We start from the raw sequence: 22,176 nt of genomic DNA, 5'->3' as shown, positions 1-22,176 counted from the left end.
AAATGAGAATAACAAAGCATAATCATTTGTATCAGTTAACTTTTTTTCCGAAGATATTCCCTGTGAACTGCTATCTTATTGAGGAAGAAAATGAATTGACATTAATTGATGCTGCTCTTTCTTTCAGCTATAAGCACATTTTAGAGGCAGCAAAAAATATAAAAAAACCCATTACAAAAATTGTTTTAACACATGCCCATGGCGACCATATTGGTTCTTTAGATGCTTTAAAGGAAAATCTTCCTGATGCAATTGTATATATTTCTGAAAGGGATGCAAGAATTCTGCAAGGGGACCACTCTATTTTAAAGGAAGAAGAGCCGCATAAGCTTAGAGGGGGATTGCCAAAGAATATCTGCACAAAACCAGATATTCTGCTGAAGGATGGAGATAGCGTCGGTTCCCTCATATGTGTGAGTATGCCTGGCCATACTCCTGGAAGCATGGCTTTTTTAGATAGACGAGATCATAGTTTCATTGCAGGTGATGCTTTTCAAATAAAAGGGGGATTAGCCGTTTCTGGACAATGGAAAATAGTATTTCCTTTTCCTGCGATGGCAACATGGAATAAGGAAGCAGCCTTAAAAAGTGCCGAAAAAGTATTAGCCTGTGATATTTCTCTTTTAGCAGTAGGACATGGAGATTTGCTGAAGAATCCACAGAATCAATTAAAGAAGTTGCTATCTAAATAGAAGGAGCAGGGGAAATGTCAAAAAGAGCAGGAATTGTAGTAGATGATATTATTAGAGTTGCAGCAGAGATTGCAGATGCAAATGGATTGCAGGAAGTCACAATGGCGAATTTGGCAAAACGTTTGCGAATAAAGTCGCCCTCTCTTTATAATCATATCAGTGGTTTGTCGGAATTATTTAATCGATTAACATTGTTGGCGCTTGAGAATTTTTATGCTCAATTAAAAGAGGCTACACTAGGATTGGAGAAAAAAGAAGCAATCCATGCTTTAAGCAAATCTTACATCGAATTTGCAAGAAATCATCCTGGACTGTATGAATTAACAATCAAGGCTCCTAATCCAAAACAAAAGGACATCGTTAATATGGCAGATAAAATAATTGCACTAATTAGGGGAATTCTAAGTCCGTTTGGTTTAGCCGAAGAGAAATTAATCCATGCCATCAGGGGATTTCGCAGCTTATTGCATGGATTTGCATCTATCGAATTAAAAGGCGGTTTCGGCCTGCCAGTAGATACGGATAAAAGCTTTATTTTTTTAGTAGATGCATTTTTGCGGGGGATAAAAGAGTAGATTGTTTATTGCTGCTCCAAAATTTTAAGAATGTGCTCCGACTTTTGCTAAGATTGTTTCATTTTTAGTCTGGATAGCTATTTTGTGATAAAAATAGACAAAAAAAACTAGAAGGCTGCATGTATATTGAAATTGGAGAGAAGGATTAAATCATTTTTTCTCGTATATTAATAGTGTTTTGCAAGTTTAAACGACAATAGGAGGAGTAGAATGGAAGATCCGAATTATAAAGCTGTATCCAAAAATTTAAGTAAGTATGCAGATTTTAATTATTATATTTTATTGTCAATAGTCTTTGGCGGCTTCCTTATTTTTGGCTTATCTGAAAATATAAAGGGTCCTGCTATACCAAAGATTCAGACCGACTTTAGTTTAAGTGAAGCCCAGCTTGGTTTTTTGCTTGCTTTAAACTCTCTGGGATATCTTTTAGCATGCTCTTTTACATCTGCATTATCTAATAAAATTGGCATTAAGTGGACAGGGATTATTGCTTTTGCTTCGATGGCTTTTTCAGGTGTATGCATGTATTTTTCTCATGCTTATTTTTTTCTGTCTGCTTCTTATTTTCTTTTATATATTGGGAACGGTATGCTTGAAATTGGCCTAGGCATTATGGCAGCTCGCATTTTTACAAAAAATACTGGAATGATGATGAATCTTTCTCACTTTTTTTATGGATTAAGTTCAATAGTAGCACCTATTTTTGCTTCGTCGATGATGACATGGAATGCAGGAAGCGGAGAACTTGGCTGGCGTGGAATGTATTTTATTATGTTATTGGTTTCTCTTTTGCCGATCATCCCGTCTTTATTCGGAAAGTTTCCACAAGAGCATGCAGAAAAAGAAGATGTGATTTCATATCATTCTCTTGTTCGCGACCCAGTTGCATGGCTGATTGTAGCCATTCTTTCTTTTGGAATTGTATCAGAAATTTCTGTGGGCAACTGGCTTGTTAACTTTTTGGTCAAATCATACAGCTGGAGTTTGAAGGGTGCCGCGGAGATGCTGTCATTATTTTTTCTGTTTTTTACTTTAGCGAGACTATTGCTTGGGCCTATTACAGATAAAATTGGCTATACTCTCTCCATTATGATTTTTGCCTTTTTGTCCGGTATATGCAGTTTATCTGCAGTGATTGTAGGAGAAAAAGGGGCCATTCTTTTTGCGCTTGCGGGCGTTGGAATTGCTCCCATCTATCCAACTGTTATGGCATTATTGACGAAACTGTATCCGAAAGGAACGGGAACAGCTATTACATTTACGGTCACATTAATGGGGATTGCCAGTGTAATCGGCAGTTTTTTCATCGGTTTTATTATTGATTCTATCGGAGGCGGGAAAAATAATATTCTTGGATTGCAGGTTGGGTATGGAATGATTGGTGCTCTAGCTCTTATTTGTTCTGTTTGCTGTATTTTTTTGTTCGTCTTTTTATGGAAGAAGGATAAACTAGTTTAAACTAACGGTGTTTTATATACTGCAAATAAAGGTTATTTTTGCTGCTAAATTCTTTTTATCACGCATTAACGGGCTTTTGACCCCACCTAAGGGAGGATAAGAGAAAACGAGAAATGTAGGTGGAGAGAAACTTGCCCGTAAAAGCCTGATTGGTTCAACTAACCATTAGTGGAGGATGTGGAAAACCCCTATTGATTGAGGTTTTACTTTATTTTTCCAATTTAGAAAGTGTTTTTATAGAGAGGAAATAAGTTCTTCCTCTCCCTTCTAAGGAGCTTTTGGCAGAGACTGGTTTTAATAGTCTAATGGCAAGAGAGGTGGAATCTATTTGCAGAAACCTTTTAGCTTGTTGATTGGTAATAGTATCTCCATATAAATAATAATAGTCCTTCAGCGCCCGTAAATGTGCCTTTTTGTCTTTAAAATCGCATTTGGGGCAATGCCAGTTTGCGTTTATTCTGTTAATTGGGAGGTAACCGCAGTTTTTGCAGATAACGCCTTTTTGTATATGATTTGATTCAAGCTGATATTTTGATAGTACGGAGGAATGAAAAGGCATATGCTTCTTTTTTATTTTTTTGATCAGTGCTTTTATGGAATGTTCATCCAGTGCATGGCGGGATATGGATTCAGAGATTTGCTCCATTTGAAAGGGAAGGTAGCTGCTGTGAAGAATATGAGACTGTTGGGAGCGGTTTGCAGTAATGATGGAAGAGGGGTTGGCTATCACAATTAAACTATAAATAGGGATCGATTCATCTAATTTTAAGAATTGCTGTAATTGTAGTTTTAGTCTTTTTACTTGCGTTAGAGGATCTGGAAAAGCAGTTTTCTTTTCACCTTTTATTCGAATCAATTGGTTAAATGCCGTATCGAAATGCAATTCTCCAGAAATATTTTTAACTTCTAATAAAAGAAGATATTTGGTGGAGAGGATTAATACATCGATTTGAAAATAGTGTTTTCCATCAAATAGGCGCAAGTCGTGAAGAATATAATATTTATTTTCCGGCAAAAAACTAAATGCAAAGTGCAGAGATTGTTCTCCGCGATATCCAGCTGCTAGTTTATGCAAATCAGATTGAATAAGAGGGATTTTTTCATGTTTGGGGACAATTCTTTTTAGCAATGTTTCCAGTTTAGGAATAAGAAGGGGTCTTTCAAGGCGTTTTGCAATCATGTCATCACTCCGATATTAATTTTTTCATGTAATAGGTTCTATAAAGTCGAGGGAAATCCTTCTTTTCTTCTGAAAAAAAGAGGTATGCGCCTAGATTGCATCATTTTGTATATGCAATGTTGCGGTTTGCGGAAGTTTAGCTTCAATTTTACTTGAAATAGCTATTTTTCGACAAAAAACGATAGAAAAGAAGGCGGGAATACGCTCGCTCCCACCAATTCTATATTAAAATTTTATTTGTTTTAATTGCTCCCCTTGAACATACAGCAATACACCTGTTTTAGCATCAATAGAGTGAATGGCTAGGTTAGAAAAATCAGTTGTCATTAATTTTTTTATTAGCTTTCCATCGAAATTATAAACATTTATATTGCTGTTTTCGATATCGTCATTCCACGTAATTCCAATATAGCGTTTTTTGCTTAAATCTACGTCCACAACATAAGGGTAGTTTCCATCTTTTGTTTTTTCTTTTATTTTTGTTACCGTTCCTTTGCTGAAGTCAAAATAGTAGTTGTATGGTGCATCGCTGTTATAGTCAAAATAAGAGATGCCATTATTTGAAACGGCATAATTGCCTTCATCGCAGCCAGATATATTATACAATTTTGCTTTGATGCTAGAAATTTTTGTATCTTTTTTTCCATCTAAGTTCATGCTGTATAATGCATTTTTGCTTGTATAGTAGATTTTATTTCCGCTTATCCAAAAATCATCCACTGCTTTTTTTAATGTTGTTTTCTTTTTTCCGTCTAATGTAGATTTAATAATAGTAAATTTGGAAAAGCCATTTTTTTCTACTTTGGCATAATAGATATAGTTTCCGCTGACAGTAAAAGCATTGTCTGTGTTTGTTGATATTTTATCTGTCGTTACCTTTGTTATTTTTCCTTTGCTGTTTTGTTTATAGATTTCTAATATATCAGCAGAACCTCCGCCACAATAAGATCCATTGTAGGAACCGCTAAATAGAAATTTGGTAAAGTAGATATCTGATCCTGCTGCTTGTACATCCACAATCGGCATATTATTCATATACGTATCTTTTTCAAAATCTTTTTTTGTAGCAATCTTATTGTTTATATCTGCTGATGTGAAATCAGCCAATTTAAGAGGCGGAGTTTTGGTTGATTTTAATGTATATGTTTTTTCTTTTAATACTGCACTGCTTTTTCCGTTAGGAGCGGATTTATATATGCCTGCACTAATTTTATCTGTACTTGTTACAGGATAATAAATCATTGTTGACTTTGCTTGAGATGGTGCAGGAAAAAGTAAAAACAATAATATTCCTGCTAGTAATAAATGAAAGTATTTTTTCATTAAGATTTCCCCTTTTTTGACTAAATAGTTAAAAATACCTAATTGATAGTTTAGCATAATTGAATGTTATTTTGTTACTTTTATAAGTTTGCAGCAGTTTAAAAAAGATAATTTTTCTATGCAAATAGCTAATATAAATATTAAAAAATAAATAAAAACATGGAATGTTGATAATTTTCTGTTATATTAGTAGTTTGGGAGAAAAATCTAGCAATTATCTTATTACAACAAGAAGGGGGCAGAAGTTTGAATATCGGGATTCTAATTTCTATCAGTATTTATATGGTGGGCATGCTGGTGATTGGTTTCTTTGCCTACAAACGCACGTCGAATCTATCCGATTATATGTTGGGAGGCAGATCAATTGGTCCTGCTGTTACCGCATTAAGTGCAGGTGCAGCGGACATGAGCGGATGGCTTTTGATGGGGCTTCCCGGCGCTATGTATGTACAAGGTTTAAGCGCATCATGGATTGCTATTGGTTTAACAATAGGAGCCTATTTAAACTGGCTGTATGTTGCACCTAGACTCCGAACTTTCACAGAACATGCCAATAATTCTATGACTATTCCAGCTTATTTGGAGAATCGCTTTGGTGATAAATCCAATCTTTTGCGATTAACTTCAGGACTTGTTATTATCGTATTTTTTACATTTTATGTTTCTTCTGGAATGGTATCAGGCGGTGTTCTGTTTCAGACAACCTTTAATCTAGATTATAAAGTAGGTCTTTGGATTATTGCGGCAGTTGTAATTGCTTATACATTATTTGGCGGCTTTTTAGCAGTAACCTGGACAGATTTTGTGCAAGGATTAATAATGGTTATTGCACTTGTTCTTGTGCCTGCTGTTACGATTATGGAAATTGGCGGAATTGGACCAGCGTTTAATGAAATCAAAGGGATAGATCCGAAATTATTCGATATTTTTAAAGGAACTTCAGTACTAGGAATCATATCCTTGTTAGCATGGGGCTTAGGCTATTTTGGACAGCCTCATATTATTGTGCGGTTTATGGCGATTTCTTCTGTAAAAGAAATTAAAAAAGCAAGACGCATAGGAATGAGTTGGATGATTTTTTCAGTGGGAGGAGCTATGTTTACTGGATTTATAGGTTTGGCTTATTATTCAAAGCAAGGGCTTAATTTATCTGATCCTGAAACAGTATTTATTAAGCTGAGCGAGATATTGTTTCATCCTCTTATTACTGGATTCTTATTAGCTGCATTATTAGCCGCTGTTATGAGTACCATTTCTTCCCAGCTGCTTGTAACGGCAAGTTCCTTAACAGAAGATGTATATAAAACATTCTTCCGCCGATCTGCAACAGATAAAGAACTTATACTTATCAGCAGGTTTGCTGTTCTTGCAGTAGCTGCTGTTTCTGTTATCCTTGCATTTGATAAAAATGGCACGATTCTATCTTTAGTAGGCTATGCTTGGGCAGGTTTTGGCGCTTCGTTTGGTCCTGTTATTTTATTAAGTTTGTACTGGAAGCGGATGAATAAATGGGGAGCCCTTGCTGGAATTATTGGAGGAGCGACAACTGTTATCATTTGGGCTAATATTCCAATACTGGTTACTAGTTTGTATGAGATTATTCCAGGATTTTTCGTAGGATTAGCTGCTATTTGGATAGTCAGCTTGTTGACGGAAGCACCGAGTGTGGAAATGAATAAAGAGTTTGATGATTATACACATTCTTCATAAAAGAAGCAGGAACAAACCCCTTAGTTTTTTTGCGCTAAGGGGTTTGTTTTTAATCCTTTTTTTCTTTATTTTTATCCGACTTCTTTTCTTTTTCCTCTTTTGGCGTTTCTATTACACGGTCAACTGTTTTGTTTTTCAGATCATTGCGTTCTACCATTTTTTAGAACAACCTCCTTTGGTTTTACTATATATATAGACCAAGGGAAGATAAATGAAACATTAATAGATACGATAAAGGCATTGCTGCAATAAAAATGGTGAAATTGCTTCAGTTTGGCTATTTTTTGCTTCGATTTTTTGGGGGATAGCTATTTATTTTACAAAAAAATACAAAGAATAGTTAAAAAGTTCCGGTTTTTGAAATGTTATTGGATAAAATTAGGAATGTATGTGGTAAAATAAACTAGTTAATCGATCTATAAGGGATATTTGTTTGTTTAATAGACAGAGAATGCTAACTATAGCAAGGGACAAACAAAAAGGAAACAGAATATAGGTAGGGGGAAATAAAATGAAACGTATTTTAAGTGTAGCTTTTTTTCTTATTCTTATTGGTTTATTTTCAAGTGAATTAGCGCATGCAAAAGATTATAGTATTTCGTCAGGCGTTGCGGTAAAAGGAACAATTGCCTCAGTAAACGCTGAAAATACATACAAATTTACAACAAATAAAGATGGAGAAGTATATATAACGCTTGATCAAACGACAGGTGGTTTTTATATGGAGCTCTATGATGCAAATGGAAATGAGATAGATTACGATTATAATAGTACCAAAGGATCAAAACTCGCTATTTATGAGAAAGTTTCAAAGGGAACTTATTATGTGAAAATTAAACCATACTCTTGGAGTGGAATTAAAAGTGCTTCTTATCAATTGAAAGCTACTTATGCTGGTTCTTTTAAAAGGAATACGGCTACTTTTGAACCTAACGACACATTTGAAACGGGTTTATCAATCAAATCTGGCCAACTATATAAATCCGCAAGTGATTCGAATATAGACAGGGATATATACAATTTTACAACAAATAAAGATGGAGAAGTGTATGTAACACTGGAAAATATCACAGGTGGATATTATATGTCTTTATATGATGAATATGGAAATGAAGTTGAATACGATTATGATAGTACAGGAGGAGCAAAACTTCGAATTTTAGAAAAAATACAAAAAGGGAAATATTATTTGGAGATTAAACCATATTCATGGAGTGGAATTACTGGAGCTACTTACCAATTAAAAGTAACTTATCCAGGTGCTATTAATAGAAGTACTTCTACCTTTGAGCCGAATGAAACGAAAGAAACCTCCCTGTCTATCGTTTCAAATAAATATTACTCATCTAGTAGCTATTCTAGTCTAGATAGAGATGTTTACCAATTTACAACAAATCGGAGCGGAAATGTTAGTATTACTTTAGATAATACAACAGGTGGATATTATATATCTTTATATGATGTATATGGGAATGAAATTAATTACGATTATGCTAGTTCTCGAGGATCAAAGCTTATTATTTCTGAAGAATTATCAAAGGGAACTTATTATTTTTATATAGATCCGTATTCTTGGAGTGGCATTACAAAAGCTAATTACCGCCTAAAAGCTTCTTTCCTAGACAAAACACCAACCGTTGATACAATTTCTGATAAATCTACTGTGATTACAGGAAAAGCAGAGTCGAACATAAAAGTATATGCATATGCAGGAAGCAAGAAGTTAGGAGAGGCAACAGCAAAAAGCGGAAAATATTCCATTAAAATATCAAAGCAAAAAGCAGGAACATCCATCAGTGTATATACCGTTGATAAAGCTGGGAATACAAGTGCTAATAAAACAGTAAAAGTATTAGATAAAACAGCACCGAAAACGCCAAGTGTAGATTCAGTTTCCGATAAGTCTACTGCCATAACGGGAACTGCTGAGGCAAAATCAAAGGTATATGCGTATGTGGGCAGCAAAAAAATAGGCGAAACAACAGTGCCTAGCAATGGAAAATATTCTATTAAAATATCAAAGCAAAAAGCAGGAACATCCATCAGCGTCTACTCAGTGGATGCAGCAAAAAATAAGAGCGGCACCAAAACAGTGAAAGTACTGGATAAAACAGCGCCAAGTGCACCGATTGTCAATAAAGTAACAAGCAAAACGACAACAGTGACAGGTAAAGCAGAAAAGAGTGCAACTGTTTCTATTTACAATGGCAGCAAAAAGCTTGGAGCAGGGAAAGCAGACAGCAAAGGGAACTATAAAGTAAAAATAGCAGCCCAAAAGAAAGGCTCTACATTAAATGTGTATGCAAGCGATGCAGCTGGAAATAAAAGCAGTGCAAAAAGCGTAAAAGTAAATTAGAAATTTCAATAAAAAGATGATCTGTAGATTCAACATTACAGATCATCTTTTTTATTGAAAGTTTTTTCGAGTTTATCTATTTAATAAAAAGAAATTTCATTGGCTGAGAAAGTTCATGCTTCTTGTATAAGGCGATATCTTTGCTTAAATTCATCATATTTATTGGCGATTTTTTGATGAAGAGGGTGGGAGCTTGGAATTCCTAAATATTTGGCAATAACTTGATGAATGCCATTTTTCCGTATAGCTTGATTTAATTTGACCGCTTCTGGATCTTTTTCATAGTCAAACAGCAGTGCAGCAGCTATTCCTTTTATTAGGTTCGATACATCGAGGCCTAAATCATATGCTAAAAGAGTCGGACGAACAAGGCGATCGCTAATGGAAAGCTTGCGAATGGGAGAGCGTCCAACCCGCACGACTTTGTCAATCAGTTTAGGATTGGTAAAGCGATGAAGAATTTTATCAATATATTTTTTATGAGTTTGTTCATCCAAATCATATTTTTCTGTGAGTATATCTCCCGTTTCTTGCATCACCTTTTTAATTTCAGTTTTGCATGCTGCATCAGCCATTACTTCTTGTATGGTAGAATACCCTTTTAAATAGCCATAGTATGCAGCAAAGCAATGACCAGTATTGACAGTAAATAACTTTCGTTCAATAAAGGCTTCAAGGGAATCTACCAATGTTGCACCTTTTATTTCGGGCAGTCCTCCAAGCATCGCAGAACGGTCAATCACCCATTCGAAGTAAGGTTCAACTGTTACAGCAAGTGGGTCTGGATGAGGTTTTGCAGGAACAATTCGATCAACAGCTGCATTTGGGAATGCAATAAAACGATTTGCTTTTTCATGTAATTCTTCGGGAAGTTGTTCATATACCCATTTTTTTAGCTGTGAGCTTCCGCCAATCGCATTTTCGCAAGCAATGATATGAAGGGGATTTGTATTATTGCTTTTTAACCTTCGTTCGATGCCAGATGCAATATTTTTTGCGATATTTGGCAAATTGGCAATCCCAACTGCAGTAGTAATTAAATCTGTTTCCCCGATCAGTTTAGCTGCCGCTTTTTTGTTTTGTGAGGAAATGGCTGTAACATTTTTAACGAGTAATTCATCAATTGATGGATTGGCGATATATACGGAGTACTGTTTTTTTTGCTGAAGTAGGGAGATTTTCTTTTTGTTGCGTGTAACAAAACAAACATCATAGCCTGATTTGGTTAAAAGCAATGCGATAAAACCTCTTCCAATGTTCCCTGCCCCAAAATGCACAGCATGGGGCTTATGCTTAGTGGGACAAGTAAGTTCATTTAATTTGGGATGATCCTGTTCAAACCTTTTCATAGATACTCTCCTTTTTTATTGGATAATTCGAAAGATAAGCAGAGAATGAGATGCTAAGAAGTATAGAGGAGGAAATATTCGGCAATATCATGTAAACAAGTTGAATTAGCTGGTATTTAAGAGCAGCGATATGAACATCCTTTCTGCTGCATCCTGAGTATATGCTACCTTTTTATAAAAAAATTTTTTAGCTGTGTTGCAAGGTATTTTGCCTTTTTTATTTTCCGATTTTTTGAATAATGGTTTCAAATAGGTCATTCAATTCATAGTTTTCTAATGAGTCAATAGTGTGGTGGCCTGTTCCGAAGGGCAATTGCTCGGTGATAGTATTTTTAATGACAACAGTATGAATGCCAGCAGCCACTGCAGCGCGTGAGCCATTTGGAGAATCCTCTATTGCAATCGCTTCGTTTGCTTGAACGCCTAGACAATCTAATGCTTGTAAATATAGTTCAGGATCTGGTTTTACATTACTGACGCTGTCTGCTGTGCAAAAGCAGTCGAAGTAGTCTCTGATGCCAAGAAGATCTACAAACTTTTCGATCCATGCTAGCTCAGAACTTGTCGCTAGCCCAATTTTTAATCCACTTGCTTTGGCTGCTTTTAAGTAAGTTAAGATGCCAGGTCGAATGGACTCTTTTTCCATCATCCCAGTGTGTGCATTTTGAATGGTTTCTCTGAATTCATCTAAATCTATTGGAATATTGTGATGTGTGCTTAAATAAGTGTAAGGGTTAAAGGAATGAAGACTAGTGCCGAGGCATTCTGAGTATTTTTCTAATGTTAAATCAATACCGTGTTCTTTATAAGCATCTCTAAAAGCGATATACCATGCTGTTTCCGTGTCAATAATTGTTCCATCAAAATCAAAAATTATAGCTTTAATCATATAAATTTCATTTCTCCCTTCAAATTAAAATGAATTTTCATAAAAAAAACTAAAATCCAGCTTAGAATTCACTGAAAATTGCGAATGTCTAATATAACCGTAACATCAATCGATATCTTATTCAAGAAGGGACAGTGGAATTCGATTGTCCATGTGATAAAATATAACATTGGAAAACATCTATGTAACAATAATGGAATCGTTCGCATAAAAAATTTAAAAAATTTGTTTATTTTATTTTTTTCGTGTCTTTTAATTAGTAAAAATGCAAAAAACAAACCTTGTGATAAATGGATAATTTCCGAATATCACAAGGTTTTTTTGTTATTTCCTTCCCAATTTTTCTTTCAATTTCTCGGTTGCATTCACACCCATTTCTTTTTCCTTTTCACGAACTTTTTCATTTTTCTGTGCTTTTTTAGCTGCATCGATGGCTTTGTCCTTTAGTTTTTCTATATTCATGATCAAAAACCTCCTCCGATAGTTACTTTATATATAGACGATTTTAAAGTATTTAAACATGTATACTTTTGCAGTTTGGGCTGGCTATTTTCTTCTGTACGGGCACTAATTTTAGTTGCATCCATACAATAGCTGGGAAAAAGACGCGGGGAAAGTGGGAATTGGGATGGCTAAATATCTTGATTATACATCGCCAAAAACAAAGTTTACGGCAGATGTCAATAAAAGCAGATTATTTACGAAGGATAGTAATAATTATATTAATGTGTTAGGTATTGCACAGCTAAATACATTGGAAAATGTTTCATTGCTGGATATTTATATCAGCAAAAATAATGTGGTGGAACCTCATGTTCATCAAAATGCAGCAGAGTTGGTGTATTGCATTTCTGGGGCTGCAACTGTTTCGCTGCTGAATCCTTTTACAAAACAAATTCAAAACTATCCGATAACTCCTGGCCAAGTTGCAAATGTTCCTCAAGGCTGGTGGCATTATGAGGTGGCAACAACCGATAATACCCATTTGCTGGCTATATTTGATGCTAAAACGCCTGAGGTTATCTTAGGATCAGATTTATTGCGATTAACGCCGCCTGATTTGATGGCGCATACGTATTGCATGGACGTAAATACATGGAAAAAGGCGACTGCTCCGATTAAAGAGTCTGTTTTCATTGGACCATCGAAAAATTGCAATCGAAATCAGCAGCCAGCGCATTATGGAAATTATGAACAAAATTATCAAGGTGGATATGCTCCGCATGCATCAGCCTATCAGAAAGGATATCCCGTTCATTCGCAGTATACACAAGGATATTAAACTAAATTCTTTTGGCTTTGATTAGAAAAGCATTTCTAGCAAAGTCAATTACATATCAAAAAGCACAGAATATTGGCGGAATTATTGTTTTGCCTGTAGTTGGCCAAGTTTCTGACTTATTTTTAATCAGAATTAAGATTATGCTTCTATTATCTAAATCCGGAAAAGCTAGTGCATTGTTTCGTTTTTTTTTATTATTGTGTCAGTTTTCTGGTATTTTGGTTCAGTTTTTCTGAAGTAGCTATTTTTCGACAAAATTCGCTATTGGCAGCTGCTAACAATCGTCAGTGAGAGCCGATTTAAAAATCGGATATTCTTAATCGTATGTTTAATAGCTGCTGACCATTTTGATAGGCATCTTTGGAAATGATCGCATGAAATTTTAAGAAGGTAAGAGAATTTCTAATCTTTTCAGCGGTGACATGATTAATGGGCGGCAGTTGTTTTTGTTTTTCTATTTCTTTTAGATCTTTTGCAACTGCTAAGTGAAATAGCTTTTTTGTTCTTCTCGAAGAAGTTCTTCTGCATATTGAATAATATCTTTTTTGCGTACTGTGTATATTCGCTCTCCGTATTTTCTTCCTCCATATAATCCTTTTTTTGCTTCTGCAAGAATTTTTCTATAATGAGTTTGATCTTTCTGATTCACAATTCTCAATATCCGCAATACAATCTTATTGGCATCAGGAATTGTTATATATCCAGGTTCAAGATGATATTTTCTTTTTTTCATAAGCAGCCCCCCATTATCGGTAGTTAACCTATTCATATATATGAATAAATGGTGATAGTATTTCCTATTTATTACACATTAACAGGCTTTTGCTCCTACTTAAGGGATGAGGAGAGGAAACAGAAAATCTAGGCAGGGAGAAACACTTTATGACATTTGTCATTTGCATTTGATGACATCCACAACTAATCAATGGCTTTATATTCTCATAGAATGTAACTATAAAGCGTTGGAGGTGGAGAGATGGATAATATTGTGCGGTTGACTAATGTTTCAAAAGTATTTGCTGATCAAAAGGCAGTTGAGAATATCTCTTTTTCTATAAACAAGGGAGAAGTTGTAGCAATATTAGGGGCCAATGGTGCTGGAAAAACAACCACTATCTTAATGATGTTAGGTCTAGTAAGGCCAACTGATGGAGAGATTATGGTATTTGGGAAAAATCCAAATCGGAAAGAGGTAAAAGAGCGCATTGGCTGTATGCTTCAAGAAGTGAGTGTGATGGATAGCTTAAAGGTAAAAGAGATTATTTCTTTAGTGCAGAGCTATTATCCTAACTCAATGGCAACAACTGACTTATTGGACATTACGGGATTCGAGAAAAAGGACTGGAATAAACGAACCGAGAAGCTTTCTGGAGGACAGAAGCGGCGTCTGAATTTTGCATTGGCATTAGCGGGAAATCCTGATTTGCTGTTTTTGGATGAACCGACAGTAGGCATGGATATTACCGCAAGAAAGAACTTTTGGGATACGGTGAAGAGATTAAAGAACAGCGGCAAAACTATCATCTTTACTACCCATTATTTGCAGGAAGCAGATGAAGTGGCAGAAAGAATCATTTTGTTTAAGAATGGCGCTATCATGGAAGATGGGACCCCGTTTGATTTAAAAAATAGATTATCGAAACAAAGGATTTCTTTTCAAGCTGGCAAAAATGTTTCTTTGGATATATATCGTAAACTGCCTCATTGTTTAGAGGCAAAACAGGTGGATGACCGTGTTGTTCTTTTAACAGATCAGACAGATGAATTGCTTAACGTTTTATTCGCCAACAAACTATCTATGACGCAAATTGAAGTTCATCAAGGGAATTTGGAAGAGGCACTTTCAGAACTGGCAGCAAAAAGGGAAGTGATGTAAATGAATATCTTCTTTATGCAGACAAAAGCGGAATTGCTTCGAATGTTCCGCAATAAATATTATATTTTTTGGTCTTTATGTATGCCTATTTTGTTTTATTTTCTTTTTACAAGGGTGATCAGTACACCGCAGGAAAATCAAGAGGTGTGGAAAGCCCATTATTTAATGTCTATGACGACCTTTAGTGTAATGGGTTCATCTATTATGTCATTGGGGATAAAGCTGGTGCAGGAACAGACGGAAGGATGGACACGGTTTATTAAGACTACACCTCTTTCGACGGGAACTTATTTTGCGTCGAAAATGATGGCACAAACTGCTATTCATCTATTTTCTATTTTGGTTATTTTTAGTGCAGGCGTCCTGATAAATGGGGTAGAGCTTACTTTCTTGCAGTGGATCACTTCAGGAATATGGATTCTTTTTGGTTCTTTGCCATTTTTGGCAATGGGCACAGTGATTGGAACCATGAAAAAAGTGGAAACAGCATCTGGAGTCAGCAATCTTATTTATATGGCATTAGCAATTACTGGTGGAATGTGGATGCCCATTGAAATATTTCCGAATGTAATGCAAACAATCGCCAAATGGATCCCCTCTTATCATTTTGCAGATGGGGCATGGGAGATTATTAGGGGCAATATTCCTGGCAGCAGTAATTTTCTTTTTGTAATAGGATATCTTTTCCTTTTTATGCTACTATCAACTTATATAAGAAGAAAGCAAGAAGCTGTTTAAGGAGGGTGTATGGAAGCTAAAAAAAGAATCGTTCTATTTCCTGCAAGATTTGGTTTTTTCCCATATATGTTTTTAGTGTATCTTATTTTGCCAGCCTTTTATATAGCACAAGCAACAGGGGTAAAACGTGTAATTGGTTATCTGTTGTTGGCGCTATTCCTAGTTTCCTACCGCCAGTTGTATATGTATATGGATAAAAAAATTTACACATTCTGGATTGGTGTGCAAATGGGGATTATCTTTTTATTGAGCATCTTTTATAATCCCAATATTTTGTTTATGGGATTTTTCCCTGCTAATTTTATCGGCTATTATAAAAATAAACGTCATTTTTATCAAGCGCTTGCTGTTTTTGCTATAACGCAGATTATTCCGCTTTTTTATTATGTAGGCAATGCTTCTTTTGGCAGTATGATTTATTATCTTCCTTTTTTTGTGATTATGCTAATGTCGCCATTTGGCATTCGCTCGATGAATAAACGAATGGACCTGGAAAAGCAATTGGATGTGGCGAATGAGCAGATTAATCAGCTGGTAAAAAGGGAGGAACGAATGCGGATTGCTCGGGATTTGCATGATACATTAGGCCATACATTATCTTTATTGACATTAAAGAGCCAGCTTGTTGGAAAATTAGCCGTTCATAAACCAGAACAGGCAAAGCTTGAAGCGAAGGAAATGGAAAAAATATCTCGCAGTGCTTTAAAGCAAGTTAGGGAATTGGTTTCTGATATGAGGGCGATTACAATTGCAGAAGAATTAGTCGAGGTGCAAACGATACTAGAAGCTGCTGATATAGGATTTGATATGGATATAGATAAAAAGGTCAGCGAAATCCCTCATTTAACGCAAAATATTTTAAGTCTTTGTTTAAAGGAAGCGATTAATAATGTTATAAAACATAGCGGGGCAAAATGCTGTTCTGTTAGAATTTTGCTAGAACATGGAAAGGTGGAAGTAGCCATTTCAGATAATGGCATAGGAATTTCCGGCCAGCGCTTGTTGGGCAATGGACTAAATGGAATGAAGGAACGTCTTCAGCTAGTGGAAGGAGAATTATCTTTCACTTCAAATCATGGAACACTGCTAGAAATAACAGTTCCAATTATTGTGAAAGAGAGAAAAGAGGGGATGGCATTTTGATTCGAATCATCATTTCGGAAGATCAAAGAATGCTGAGGGGAGCTCTTGGAACTTTATTGGGTTTTGAGGAGGATATTGAGGTGGTTGGCCAGGCAGAAAATGGGGAAGAAGCGCTGTTGCTGATTAATAAGTTAAAACCTGATGTCTGCCTTGTAGATATTGAAATGCCTGTAAGAAGTGGGCTGGATGTAGCAGAAGAGTTAAAAAGAAATGGTTCTGCGTGCAAAGTAGTTATTCTGACAACTTTTGCAAGACCAGGCTACTTTGAACGAGCTTTGAAAGCAAATGTTCATGGTTATCTTTTAAAGGATGGGCCAAGTGAAGAATTGGCAGAGGCAATCCGCCAAGTTGTCAAAGGGAAAAGAGAGTTTTCATCAGAATTGATTTTTGGGCATATGGGCAAAGAAAATCCTTTGACAGAGAGAGAAAGGGAAGTGTTGGCTCTTGTGGCAGAGGGGAAAACAGCAAAAGAAATTTCTGCTTTATTATATTTGTCATCTGGTACGATTCGCAATTATATTTCGGAAGCTTTAAATAAATTAGAAGTGAAAAATAGAATAGAAGCCATTTCAAAAGCAAAAAGCAATGGATGGATTTAGCTAGAATTCATTTATCACGCATTAATGGGCAGTTGATCGCCACATAAGGGATTGTATGTAAGAAAAATAAGAAATCTAGGTGGATAGAAACTTGCCTATAAAAGCCTGATTGGTTCAACTAACAATAAGTGGGGGATGAAAAAAATCCTTACTGATTGAAGTTTCACTTTATTGTCTAAATTTTGGATTGGAAGTATCTACTTACCTTTGATATGATGAGGAGAGTCAAACTATTTCTATAATAATGGAGGAAATTTCCTTGAACGATAATAATACAAATGAACAAACAGAAAAAAAGAAAATCAGTCTGCAGGAAGCAATGAAACAGCAGCTTGCCAATAAAAAGCAGCAAGCGCAAGGCGGAAAAGCAATGTTAGGCGGCAATCAAAAAATGCAAAAAATGAACAGCCAGCAAACGAAAAAGCCAAATAATCAAAGAAAACGCACAGGTGTATAATGAACGGTCAGAATAGAAAAGATATAACGCCAGGCATCAGTGTAGAAATTGTGCTGAAGCAAGATCAAAGAACAGGGAAACGAACAGCGGGCATTGTGAAAGATATCTTAACAAAGTCTCCTTTTCATCCTCATGGAATTAAGGTGCGACTAGAAGATGGCCAGGTGGGACGGGTTCAGCTAATTAAAGCAACTAATTAAAAGGCTGTCTTCGTAAACGTTGTTGCTTTTAAAGGAGTAGGTTGATTGCAGTGAAGGGAGTCTCGCATTTTTCACTCCAATCAATCTGTTTTAATAATGGATTTACTTATTGAAACTATTTGAAAAACAACAATCTTTTAGAAACAGCCAGTTAAAAAAGGACAATCGCGTTATTAGTCTATAACGCGATTGTCCTTTTTTAATATAATCCTAATTTAATTTCTACGCCATAATGATCGGAGATGATTGATCTATTGCGATCATTAAAGATCACTTGGGAATATTCAACTGGAACGGGCTTGTTTGCCATAATTAAATCAATCCGCAAATCATGTTTATTGGTATCCCAACCGGCAATTTTTCCTTTTACAGTAATGCCAGCATCTTTTTCTGCTGCTAGCGTGTAGGTATCATAAAGATGTCGGCTTAGCATATAGTCATAGCCCTCCTCTTTGGAAGTAGCACTATTATTAAAGTCTCCTAAAAGAAAAAAAAGTTCCTTTTTACCCACTTGCTGCAGAAGGGAATCGAATTGTTGTTTAAAAGGCTCTTCTTCGTCTTTCCACCATCCCATATGACAGGAGTAAAAGGAAATGGGATTATTATGATAGTTGATGGTTGTTCCAACAATTTTTCGCGTTTTCCAATAGTTTGTATCTATTCCGTTTGTAATAAAAAAGGAGTAATCTTCTATAATGGGATGTTTGGTTAAAATGGCTAAACCTTCTTCGTAAATTTCAAATCCGATATGAGAGAAATCCCAAATAAATGAATAGTCGGTAATGCCAATCTTTTTTAGTTCTTGCAATAAGAGATGCCCAAAATTATCCTTTTTAATGGCTTCTTTTACAATTTCCGACTCTATTAGTTGGCTTACCTCTTGTAAGGCAATTACATCATAGGCCTCTTCTTTAATAGCATTAGCCAAATATTGGATTTTTTCTATTTGATTGTCTTCCTGCCAAGAATGACAATTTAATGTTAACAATTTCATTTTGCAGTGCCTCCAAGCGGCTTTAAATAGGCATAACTATTTAAAGCTTTGATTTATTGTTTGTCATGGATTAATGAATGGGCTTTTGACCTCCTCCTAAGAAATGATAAGAGAAAACGAGAAATCTAGGTAAAGAGAAACTTGCCCGTAAAAGCCTGATTGGTTCAACTGACAATCAGTGGGGGATGAAGAAAACCCCGATTGATTGAAGTTCCACTTTATGGATGATGTATAGCGATGATCGACTTTTGGAACAATATTTCTCCGACTATAAAAAAGAGGAGAATGTATTGATGGGAACTTCATTGCTTATTTTTGTTTCTAAACTGATTTTATAGAGATGATAGGGCGTTATTGCTGCAACCTATTGCTTTTTAAATTTGTTGCAGAGACAAAGAGAACTTCTTTGGCAACTAAAGCTTGTACAGCAGAGAATAGTACAGGGGTATCCCCAGAGAAAATCGTTGACAGTTAAATTTTGGACAAGTATTTCGGCCTCTTTTTGTGTTCTTATAGCATACAAATGCCGAAAAATATGCACTGCAATTCATCTGCAGATTGCCTGTTTCAAAAACAAATATACGATCAGAATTGTCCATCAGTTTACAGATGGCTTCATAATCTTTTATTTTGCATTTTTAATAGTTTCTTGGATATCGGCATATAAATTCTCGGTAATTTTAACTTCTTGGATGACTTCTCCTTGGGTTTGCTATTTTAAGTATACACGGAATTCATTATAGCCGCTGAAACCCATTTTTGGTCTAAACGCAAAATGGAAGAACGGGAAACATTGCTCGTTAATTTTCAATTGATAACATATGCTTTTTATTGTGAAGAATGTACTTGAATATATGAAAGTACATCTCTAGCAATTGATTAATGCCTCTATCTTTACGATTACCACCTTCTTCTAGTCAGTTTATAGTTTAGTGTATTTACGAAATTCTTTTCAATATGTTAGGCAGAACATAACCGCTTTTGATTTTTTGCTGAAAATTTTATAGCAAAATTTGCTTACAGAGTAAGTTATATCATAGGGGTGATCGTGCAACAACAGAATCGAACCGCTATGGAAGAAATCACATATTTTGATCTTTTTCCCACTCAGCAAGAATTTTCCCGCATGCTTATTGTCTCCGTTTAGATTTGCTGTACTTCACCGCACTCGTCAGACGTTCATCTATTTCTGCTTTTTTGATAAGAACGGATATTTTTTATAAAAATGGAAATAATAACATGACCCTAATAGGTGAACCGAATCATAATGAATAAAGGTGGAAAACTATGGAATTTACTTTTTTCTTCTTAGTCGTTTGGCTTGTTGCCTCTCTGTTTGCTGTATTGAAAAAAAACTTAACAATTGCTGATAATACTTTTGTTTATTTAGTTATTCTAATTTTTAATATTCATTACGCTTGGCTGCTGGAAGGAGAATGGAAGCTGATAAAAATTACAACCAATCATTTGTACTTTATTTCGTATAATTTATTTTGGTATATTGCCATCCCTTTTGTTCTTCTTATTTTTTTAAATGCCATCAGCAAACGAAAGTCTCTGTTTAGGAAAATGCTAAGTGCGTGTGTTTCCATTGTGTTTTTGCTGATAATGACAGCTATATGCAATCATTATGAGATTATTTCTTATAAAAAGTGGAGTTTGGCATATGATGGAATCTATTTTATTGCATTGCATGTTATCGCAGCCTATTTCTGCAAAACATATCGTAAATTATCCTATCGCGAGGTAGTCAACTAATGAAACTGTGGGATAGCTTTGACTTAAATGAGTGGCTTATATTAGGAATGCTTATTGGGATGTGGACTATTTTTTTTATCTTGCCAAAAAGGCTGCCTCGCTATATTACCATGTTGAGTTTGGTTTGGGGTTCTGTCAGCGGTATGCTGTTTGATATTATTATTGGAACAGGGCTTATAGATTTTTACAGTTTAAATGATAATAATCATTATGAAATTTTTGATTTTCTTTATTTTTTAAATCTAGCGCCAAGCGGTTATTTTTTTATCTATTTTTATGATTTTTTTAAGATAAAAAAACAAAAATTCATTTGGTATGTGCTAATATGGGGAGCTATCGGGTATGGAACAAGCTGGTTGTTGACAAAGGTGCATATTATAGAGTTTCAAAATGGCTATAAACTTTCCTACTCTGTTGTTTTTTTTATTGTCACTCAAACAATCACAGGGCTGTATTACCGCTATATAAAAAAGCGGATGAATTATGAAAAGCCAGTTTCTTCATAAAAAATGCTGATTCTGAGAGCCTTTTGAAGTAATATAATAGCATGATTTCAATAGAATCACTTCTTTTTATCTGAATATATGCAGAGAGTAAATGGATGTAAAAAAACAACAATATTATTTTCAGAAAAAAGGAAAACATTAAGAAGAAACGGATATTATTTTTGAAGAAATAGATCAAAATATGAACAATATAATCTAATTCTTTAGGTAATTTTCGCCTTTTGCTAAAAAACTGTTTTCATTTTTCGATTATTCCGTTATAATTCAAATGTCTAAAACAAAATTATTTATAATATTCTCGTATAATAGCAGGAATAGGGCCTGCGAGTTTCTACCGGATAACCGTAAATTATCTGACTACGAGTAAGCGCCTATATATATTAGCCAGTTTTAATTGGCTAATAGATAAGGGAACAGCGGCTTACTTTCGTAGTAAACTGCTGTTCCCTTATTTTTTTTTGAAGGAGCGATTTAGAGGAAATGAAGCTATTAAAAGAAAAGATTGAATCAGAAGGCATCGTATTAAGCGAAAATGTGTTGAAGGTAGATTCTTTTATCAACCATCAAATGGATCCAGTTCTTATGAAAGAAATTGGCTTGGAATTTGCGGAAAGATTTAAGGGTGAATCCATCACAAAAATATTAACGATTGAGTCATCTGGTATTGCTCCTGCAATCATGACTGGCCTAGCATTAAATGTGCCTGTGATTTTTGCAAGAAAAAGAAAATCCTTAACATTAACAACAGATCTTTATACAGCAACTGTTTATTCCTTTACAAAACAAGAATCAAATGAAATTACCGTTTCTAATAAATATATAACAAAAGGCGACAATGTAATGATTATTGATGATTTCCTTGCGAATGGACAAGCGGCTCTAGGGCTTGCAAGTTTAGTTGAACAAGCTGGAGCTAAAGTTAGCGGCATTGGCATTTTAATTGAGAAATCTTTCCAGCCTGGTGCGGATGATCTGATTGCTAAAGGCTATCGCCTGGAATCATTGGCAAGAATTGAAGCTCTAAAAGACGGAAAAGTTCAATTTGCAAAAGACAGACAATTAGAAAAAGCATTCGCAGGAGGAAATTAAAC

Annotated in this window: 22 protein-coding genes and 1 riboswitch; of the genes, 15 read left to right on the top strand and 7 right to left on the bottom strand. The window is 35.2% G+C overall.

What is annotated here, in order from left to right:
- Positions 1-2: 2 nt before the first annotated feature.
- The 3 genes from NCCP28_RS14570 to NCCP28_RS14560 all read left to right on the top strand — a co-directional run bounded on the left by NCCP28_RS14570 (position 3) and on the right by NCCP28_RS14560 (position 2,725).
- Complete coding sequence (locus tag NCCP28_RS14570; protein WP_248562128.1) at positions 3-692, top strand: MBL fold metallo-hydrolase; 690 nt, start codon at positions 3-5, stop codon at positions 690-692.
- A 14-nt stretch (positions 693-706) separates the two neighbouring features.
- Complete coding sequence (locus NCCP28_RS14565; protein ID WP_248562127.1) at positions 707-1,267, top strand: TetR/AcrR family transcriptional regulator; 561 nt, start codon at positions 707-709, stop codon at positions 1,265-1,267.
- Positions 1,268-1,477: 210 nt separating this feature from the next.
- The gene (locus NCCP28_RS14560; RefSeq protein ID WP_248562126.1) at positions 1,478-2,725 is read left to right on the top strand and encodes an MFS transporter; all 1,248 of its coding nucleotides are present in this window, start codon (positions 1,478-1,480) and stop codon (positions 2,723-2,725) included.
- Positions 2,726-2,933: 208 nt separating this feature from the next.
- Here NCCP28_RS14560 and NCCP28_RS14555 read toward each other — a convergent pair whose 3' ends face one another.
- Complete coding sequence (locus NCCP28_RS14555; RefSeq protein ID WP_248562125.1) at positions 2,934-3,905, bottom strand: nuclease-related domain-containing protein; 972 nt, start codon at positions 3,903-3,905, stop codon at positions 2,934-2,936.
- Between the two features lie 225 nt (positions 3,906-4,130).
- The gene (locus tag NCCP28_RS14550; RefSeq protein WP_248562124.1) at positions 4,131-5,228 is read right to left on the bottom strand and encodes a DUF5050 domain-containing protein; all 1,098 of its coding nucleotides are present in this window, start codon (positions 5,226-5,228) and stop codon (positions 4,131-4,133) included.
- A 252-nt stretch (positions 5,229-5,480) separates the two neighbouring features.
- On the opposite strand from NCCP28_RS14550, the gene putP reads away from it, so the two are divergent.
- Both putP and NCCP28_RS14540 read left to right on the top strand, forming a co-directional pair.
- Complete coding sequence (gene putP / locus NCCP28_RS14545; RefSeq protein ID WP_282579579.1) at positions 5,481-6,938, top strand: sodium/proline symporter PutP; 1,458 nt, start codon at positions 5,481-5,483, stop codon at positions 6,936-6,938.
- Between the two features lie 511 nt (positions 6,939-7,449).
- Positions 7,450-9,294 carry an Ig-like domain-containing protein gene (locus tag NCCP28_RS14540; protein WP_248562122.1) on the top strand — a complete coding sequence of 615 codons (1,845 nt, stop codon included), beginning with the start codon at positions 7,450-7,452 and terminating at the stop codon, positions 9,292-9,294.
- A 113-nt stretch (positions 9,295-9,407) separates the two neighbouring features.
- Here the strand turns inward: NCCP28_RS14540 and NCCP28_RS14535 are convergent, their stop codons facing one another.
- The 3 genes from NCCP28_RS14535 to NCCP28_RS14525 all read right to left on the bottom strand — a co-directional run bounded on the left by NCCP28_RS14535 (position 9,408) and on the right by NCCP28_RS14525 (position 11,994).
- Positions 9,408-10,643: a mannitol-1-phosphate 5-dehydrogenase gene (locus tag NCCP28_RS14535; protein WP_248562121.1), complete on the bottom strand. Its 1,236-nt coding sequence runs from the start codon at positions 10,641-10,643 to the stop codon at positions 9,408-9,410.
- Between the two features lie 217 nt (positions 10,644-10,860).
- Entirely contained in the window at positions 10,861-11,532 is a 672-nt protein-coding gene (locus NCCP28_RS14530; protein WP_248562120.1) for an HAD family hydrolase, read from the bottom strand.
- 324 nt (positions 11,533-11,856) lie between these two features.
- Positions 11,857-11,994 carry a hypothetical protein gene (locus NCCP28_RS14525; RefSeq protein ID WP_248562119.1) on the bottom strand — a complete coding sequence of 46 codons (138 nt, stop codon included), beginning with the start codon at positions 11,992-11,994 and terminating at the stop codon, positions 11,857-11,859.
- Positions 11,995-12,160: 166 nt separating this feature from the next.
- Between NCCP28_RS14525 and NCCP28_RS14520 the strand changes: the two genes are divergently transcribed.
- Positions 12,161-12,814 carry a cupin domain-containing protein gene (locus tag NCCP28_RS14520; protein ID WP_248562118.1) on the top strand — a complete coding sequence of 218 codons (654 nt, stop codon included), beginning with the start codon at positions 12,161-12,163 and terminating at the stop codon, positions 12,812-12,814.
- A 481-nt stretch (positions 12,815-13,295) separates the two neighbouring features.
- Here NCCP28_RS14520 and NCCP28_RS14515 read toward each other — a convergent pair whose 3' ends face one another.
- Positions 13,296-13,547, bottom strand: a complete 252-nt coding sequence (locus NCCP28_RS14515) for a hypothetical protein (RefSeq protein ID WP_248562117.1) — start codon at positions 13,545-13,547, stop codon at positions 13,296-13,298.
- A gap of 243 nt (positions 13,548-13,790) precedes the next feature.
- On the opposite strand from NCCP28_RS14515, the gene NCCP28_RS14510 reads away from it, so the two are divergent.
- The 6 genes from NCCP28_RS14510 (at position 13,791) to NCCP28_RS14485 (ending at position 17,827) form a co-directional block, all read left to right on the top strand.
- Positions 13,791-14,690: an ABC transporter ATP-binding protein gene (locus tag NCCP28_RS14510; RefSeq protein WP_248562116.1), complete on the top strand. Its 900-nt coding sequence runs from the start codon at positions 13,791-13,793 to the stop codon at positions 14,688-14,690.
- Complete coding sequence (locus NCCP28_RS14505) at positions 14,691-15,428, top strand: ABC transporter permease (protein ID WP_248562115.1); 738 nt, start codon at positions 14,691-14,693, stop codon at positions 15,426-15,428.
- Positions 15,429-15,437: 9 nt separating this feature from the next.
- On the top strand, positions 15,438-16,571 hold the full coding sequence (locus NCCP28_RS14500) for a sensor histidine kinase (protein ID WP_248562114.1): 1,134 nt from the start codon (positions 15,438-15,440) through the stop codon (positions 16,569-16,571).
- Positions 16,568-17,170, top strand: a complete 603-nt coding sequence (locus tag NCCP28_RS14495) for a response regulator transcription factor (RefSeq protein WP_248562113.1) — start codon at positions 16,568-16,570, stop codon at positions 17,168-17,170. Before NCCP28_RS14500 ends, NCCP28_RS14495 begins: the two co-directional genes overlap by 4 nt.
- 259 nt (positions 17,171-17,429) lie before the next feature.
- Positions 17,430-17,627, top strand: a complete 198-nt coding sequence (locus NCCP28_RS14490; protein WP_248562112.1) for a hypothetical protein — start codon at positions 17,430-17,432, stop codon at positions 17,625-17,627.
- Positions 17,627-17,827, top strand: a complete 201-nt coding sequence (locus NCCP28_RS14485) for a YwbE family protein (RefSeq protein WP_248562111.1) — start codon at positions 17,627-17,629, stop codon at positions 17,825-17,827. The genes NCCP28_RS14490 and NCCP28_RS14485 overlap by 1 nt, the downstream gene beginning before the upstream one ends.
- A 199-nt stretch (positions 17,828-18,026) precedes the next feature.
- Here the strand turns inward: NCCP28_RS14485 and NCCP28_RS14480 are convergent, their stop codons facing one another.
- Positions 18,027-18,821, bottom strand: a complete 795-nt coding sequence (locus NCCP28_RS14480) for an endonuclease/exonuclease/phosphatase family protein (protein ID WP_248562110.1) — start codon at positions 18,819-18,821, stop codon at positions 18,027-18,029.
- A 1,287-nt stretch (positions 18,822-20,108) separates the two neighbouring features.
- Here NCCP28_RS14480 and NCCP28_RS14475 point away from each other — a divergent pair.
- The 3 genes from NCCP28_RS14475 (at position 20,109) to NCCP28_RS14465 (ending at position 22,174) form a co-directional block, all read left to right on the top strand.
- Positions 20,109-20,579: a hypothetical protein gene (locus NCCP28_RS14475; RefSeq protein ID WP_248562109.1), complete on the top strand. Its 471-nt coding sequence runs from the start codon at positions 20,109-20,111 to the stop codon at positions 20,577-20,579.
- Positions 20,579-21,085, top strand: a complete 507-nt coding sequence (locus tag NCCP28_RS14470; protein ID WP_248562108.1) for a hypothetical protein — start codon at positions 20,579-20,581, stop codon at positions 21,083-21,085. Before NCCP28_RS14475 ends, NCCP28_RS14470 begins: the two co-directional genes overlap by 1 nt.
- 278 nt (positions 21,086-21,363) lie before the next feature.
- Positions 21,364-21,465: riboswitch (purine riboswitch) on the top strand.
- Between the two features lie 100 nt (positions 21,466-21,565).
- Positions 21,566-22,174: a xanthine phosphoribosyltransferase gene (locus NCCP28_RS14465; RefSeq protein WP_248562107.1), complete on the top strand. Its 609-nt coding sequence runs from the start codon at positions 21,566-21,568 to the stop codon at positions 22,172-22,174.
- Positions 22,175-22,176 lie beyond the last annotated feature (2 nt).

Source organism: Niallia sp. NCCP-28 (assembly GCF_023168165.1).
Classification (GTDB): Bacteria; Bacillota; Bacilli; order Bacillales; family Cytobacillaceae; genus Niallia.
The sequence above is the reverse complement of the archived record's forward strand: the minus strand, read 5'-3'. Positions and strand labels throughout refer to the sequence as shown.

Bases quoted from the DNA above. Each gene is read 5' to 3' on its own strand.
- NCCP28_RS14525 (WP_248562119.1), bottom strand. From the start codon at position 11,994: ATGAATATAGAAAAACTAAAGGACAAAGCCATCGATGCAGCTAAAAAA.
- NCCP28_RS14535 (WP_248562121.1), bottom strand. From the start codon at position 10,643: ATGAAAAGGTTTGAACAGGATCATCCCAAATTAAATGAACTTACTTGT.
- NCCP28_RS14505 (WP_248562115.1), top strand. From the start codon at position 14,691: ATGAATATCTTCTTTATGCAGACAAAAGCGGAATTGCTTCGAATGTTC.
- NCCP28_RS14570 (WP_248562128.1), top strand. From the start codon at position 3: ATGAGAATAACAAAGCATAATCATTTGTATCAGTTAACTTTTTTTCCG.
- NCCP28_RS14540 (WP_248562122.1), top strand. From the start codon at position 7,450: ATGAAACGTATTTTAAGTGTAGCTTTTTTTCTTATTCTTATTGGTTTA.
- NCCP28_RS14520 (WP_248562118.1), top strand. From the start codon at position 12,161: ATGGCTAAATATCTTGATTATACATCGCCAAAAACAAAGTTTACGGCA.
- NCCP28_RS14555 (WP_248562125.1), bottom strand. From the start codon at position 3,905: ATGATTGCAAAACGCCTTGAAAGACCCCTTCTTATTCCTAAACTGGAA.
- NCCP28_RS14515 (WP_248562117.1), bottom strand. From the start codon at position 13,547: ATGAAAAAAAGAAAATATCATCTTGAACCTGGATATATAACAATTCCT.
- NCCP28_RS14470 (WP_248562108.1), top strand. From the start codon at position 20,579: ATGAAACTGTGGGATAGCTTTGACTTAAATGAGTGGCTTATATTAGGA.
- NCCP28_RS14530 (WP_248562120.1), bottom strand. From the start codon at position 11,532: ATGATTAAAGCTATAATTTTTGATTTTGATGGAACAATTATTGACACG.
- NCCP28_RS14480 (WP_248562110.1), bottom strand. From the start codon at position 18,821: ATGAAATTGTTAACATTAAATTGTCATTCTTGGCAGGAAGACAATCAA.
- NCCP28_RS14465 (WP_248562107.1), top strand. From the start codon at position 21,566: ATGAAGCTATTAAAAGAAAAGATTGAATCAGAAGGCATCGTATTAAGC.
- NCCP28_RS14510 (WP_248562116.1), top strand. From the start codon at position 13,791: ATGGATAATATTGTGCGGTTGACTAATGTTTCAAAAGTATTTGCTGAT.
- NCCP28_RS14565 (WP_248562127.1), top strand. From the start codon at position 707: ATGTCAAAAAGAGCAGGAATTGTAGTAGATGATATTATTAGAGTTGCA.
- NCCP28_RS14550 (WP_248562124.1), bottom strand. From the start codon at position 5,228: ATGAAAAAATACTTTCATTTATTACTAGCAGGAATATTATTGTTTTTA.
- NCCP28_RS14560 (WP_248562126.1), top strand. From the start codon at position 1,478: ATGGAAGATCCGAATTATAAAGCTGTATCCAAAAATTTAAGTAAGTAT.
- NCCP28_RS14485 (WP_248562111.1), top strand. From the start codon at position 17,627: ATGAACGGTCAGAATAGAAAAGATATAACGCCAGGCATCAGTGTAGAA.
- NCCP28_RS14475 (WP_248562109.1), top strand. From the start codon at position 20,109: ATGGAATTTACTTTTTTCTTCTTAGTCGTTTGGCTTGTTGCCTCTCTG.
- NCCP28_RS14500 (WP_248562114.1), top strand. From the start codon at position 15,438: ATGGAAGCTAAAAAAAGAATCGTTCTATTTCCTGCAAGATTTGGTTTT.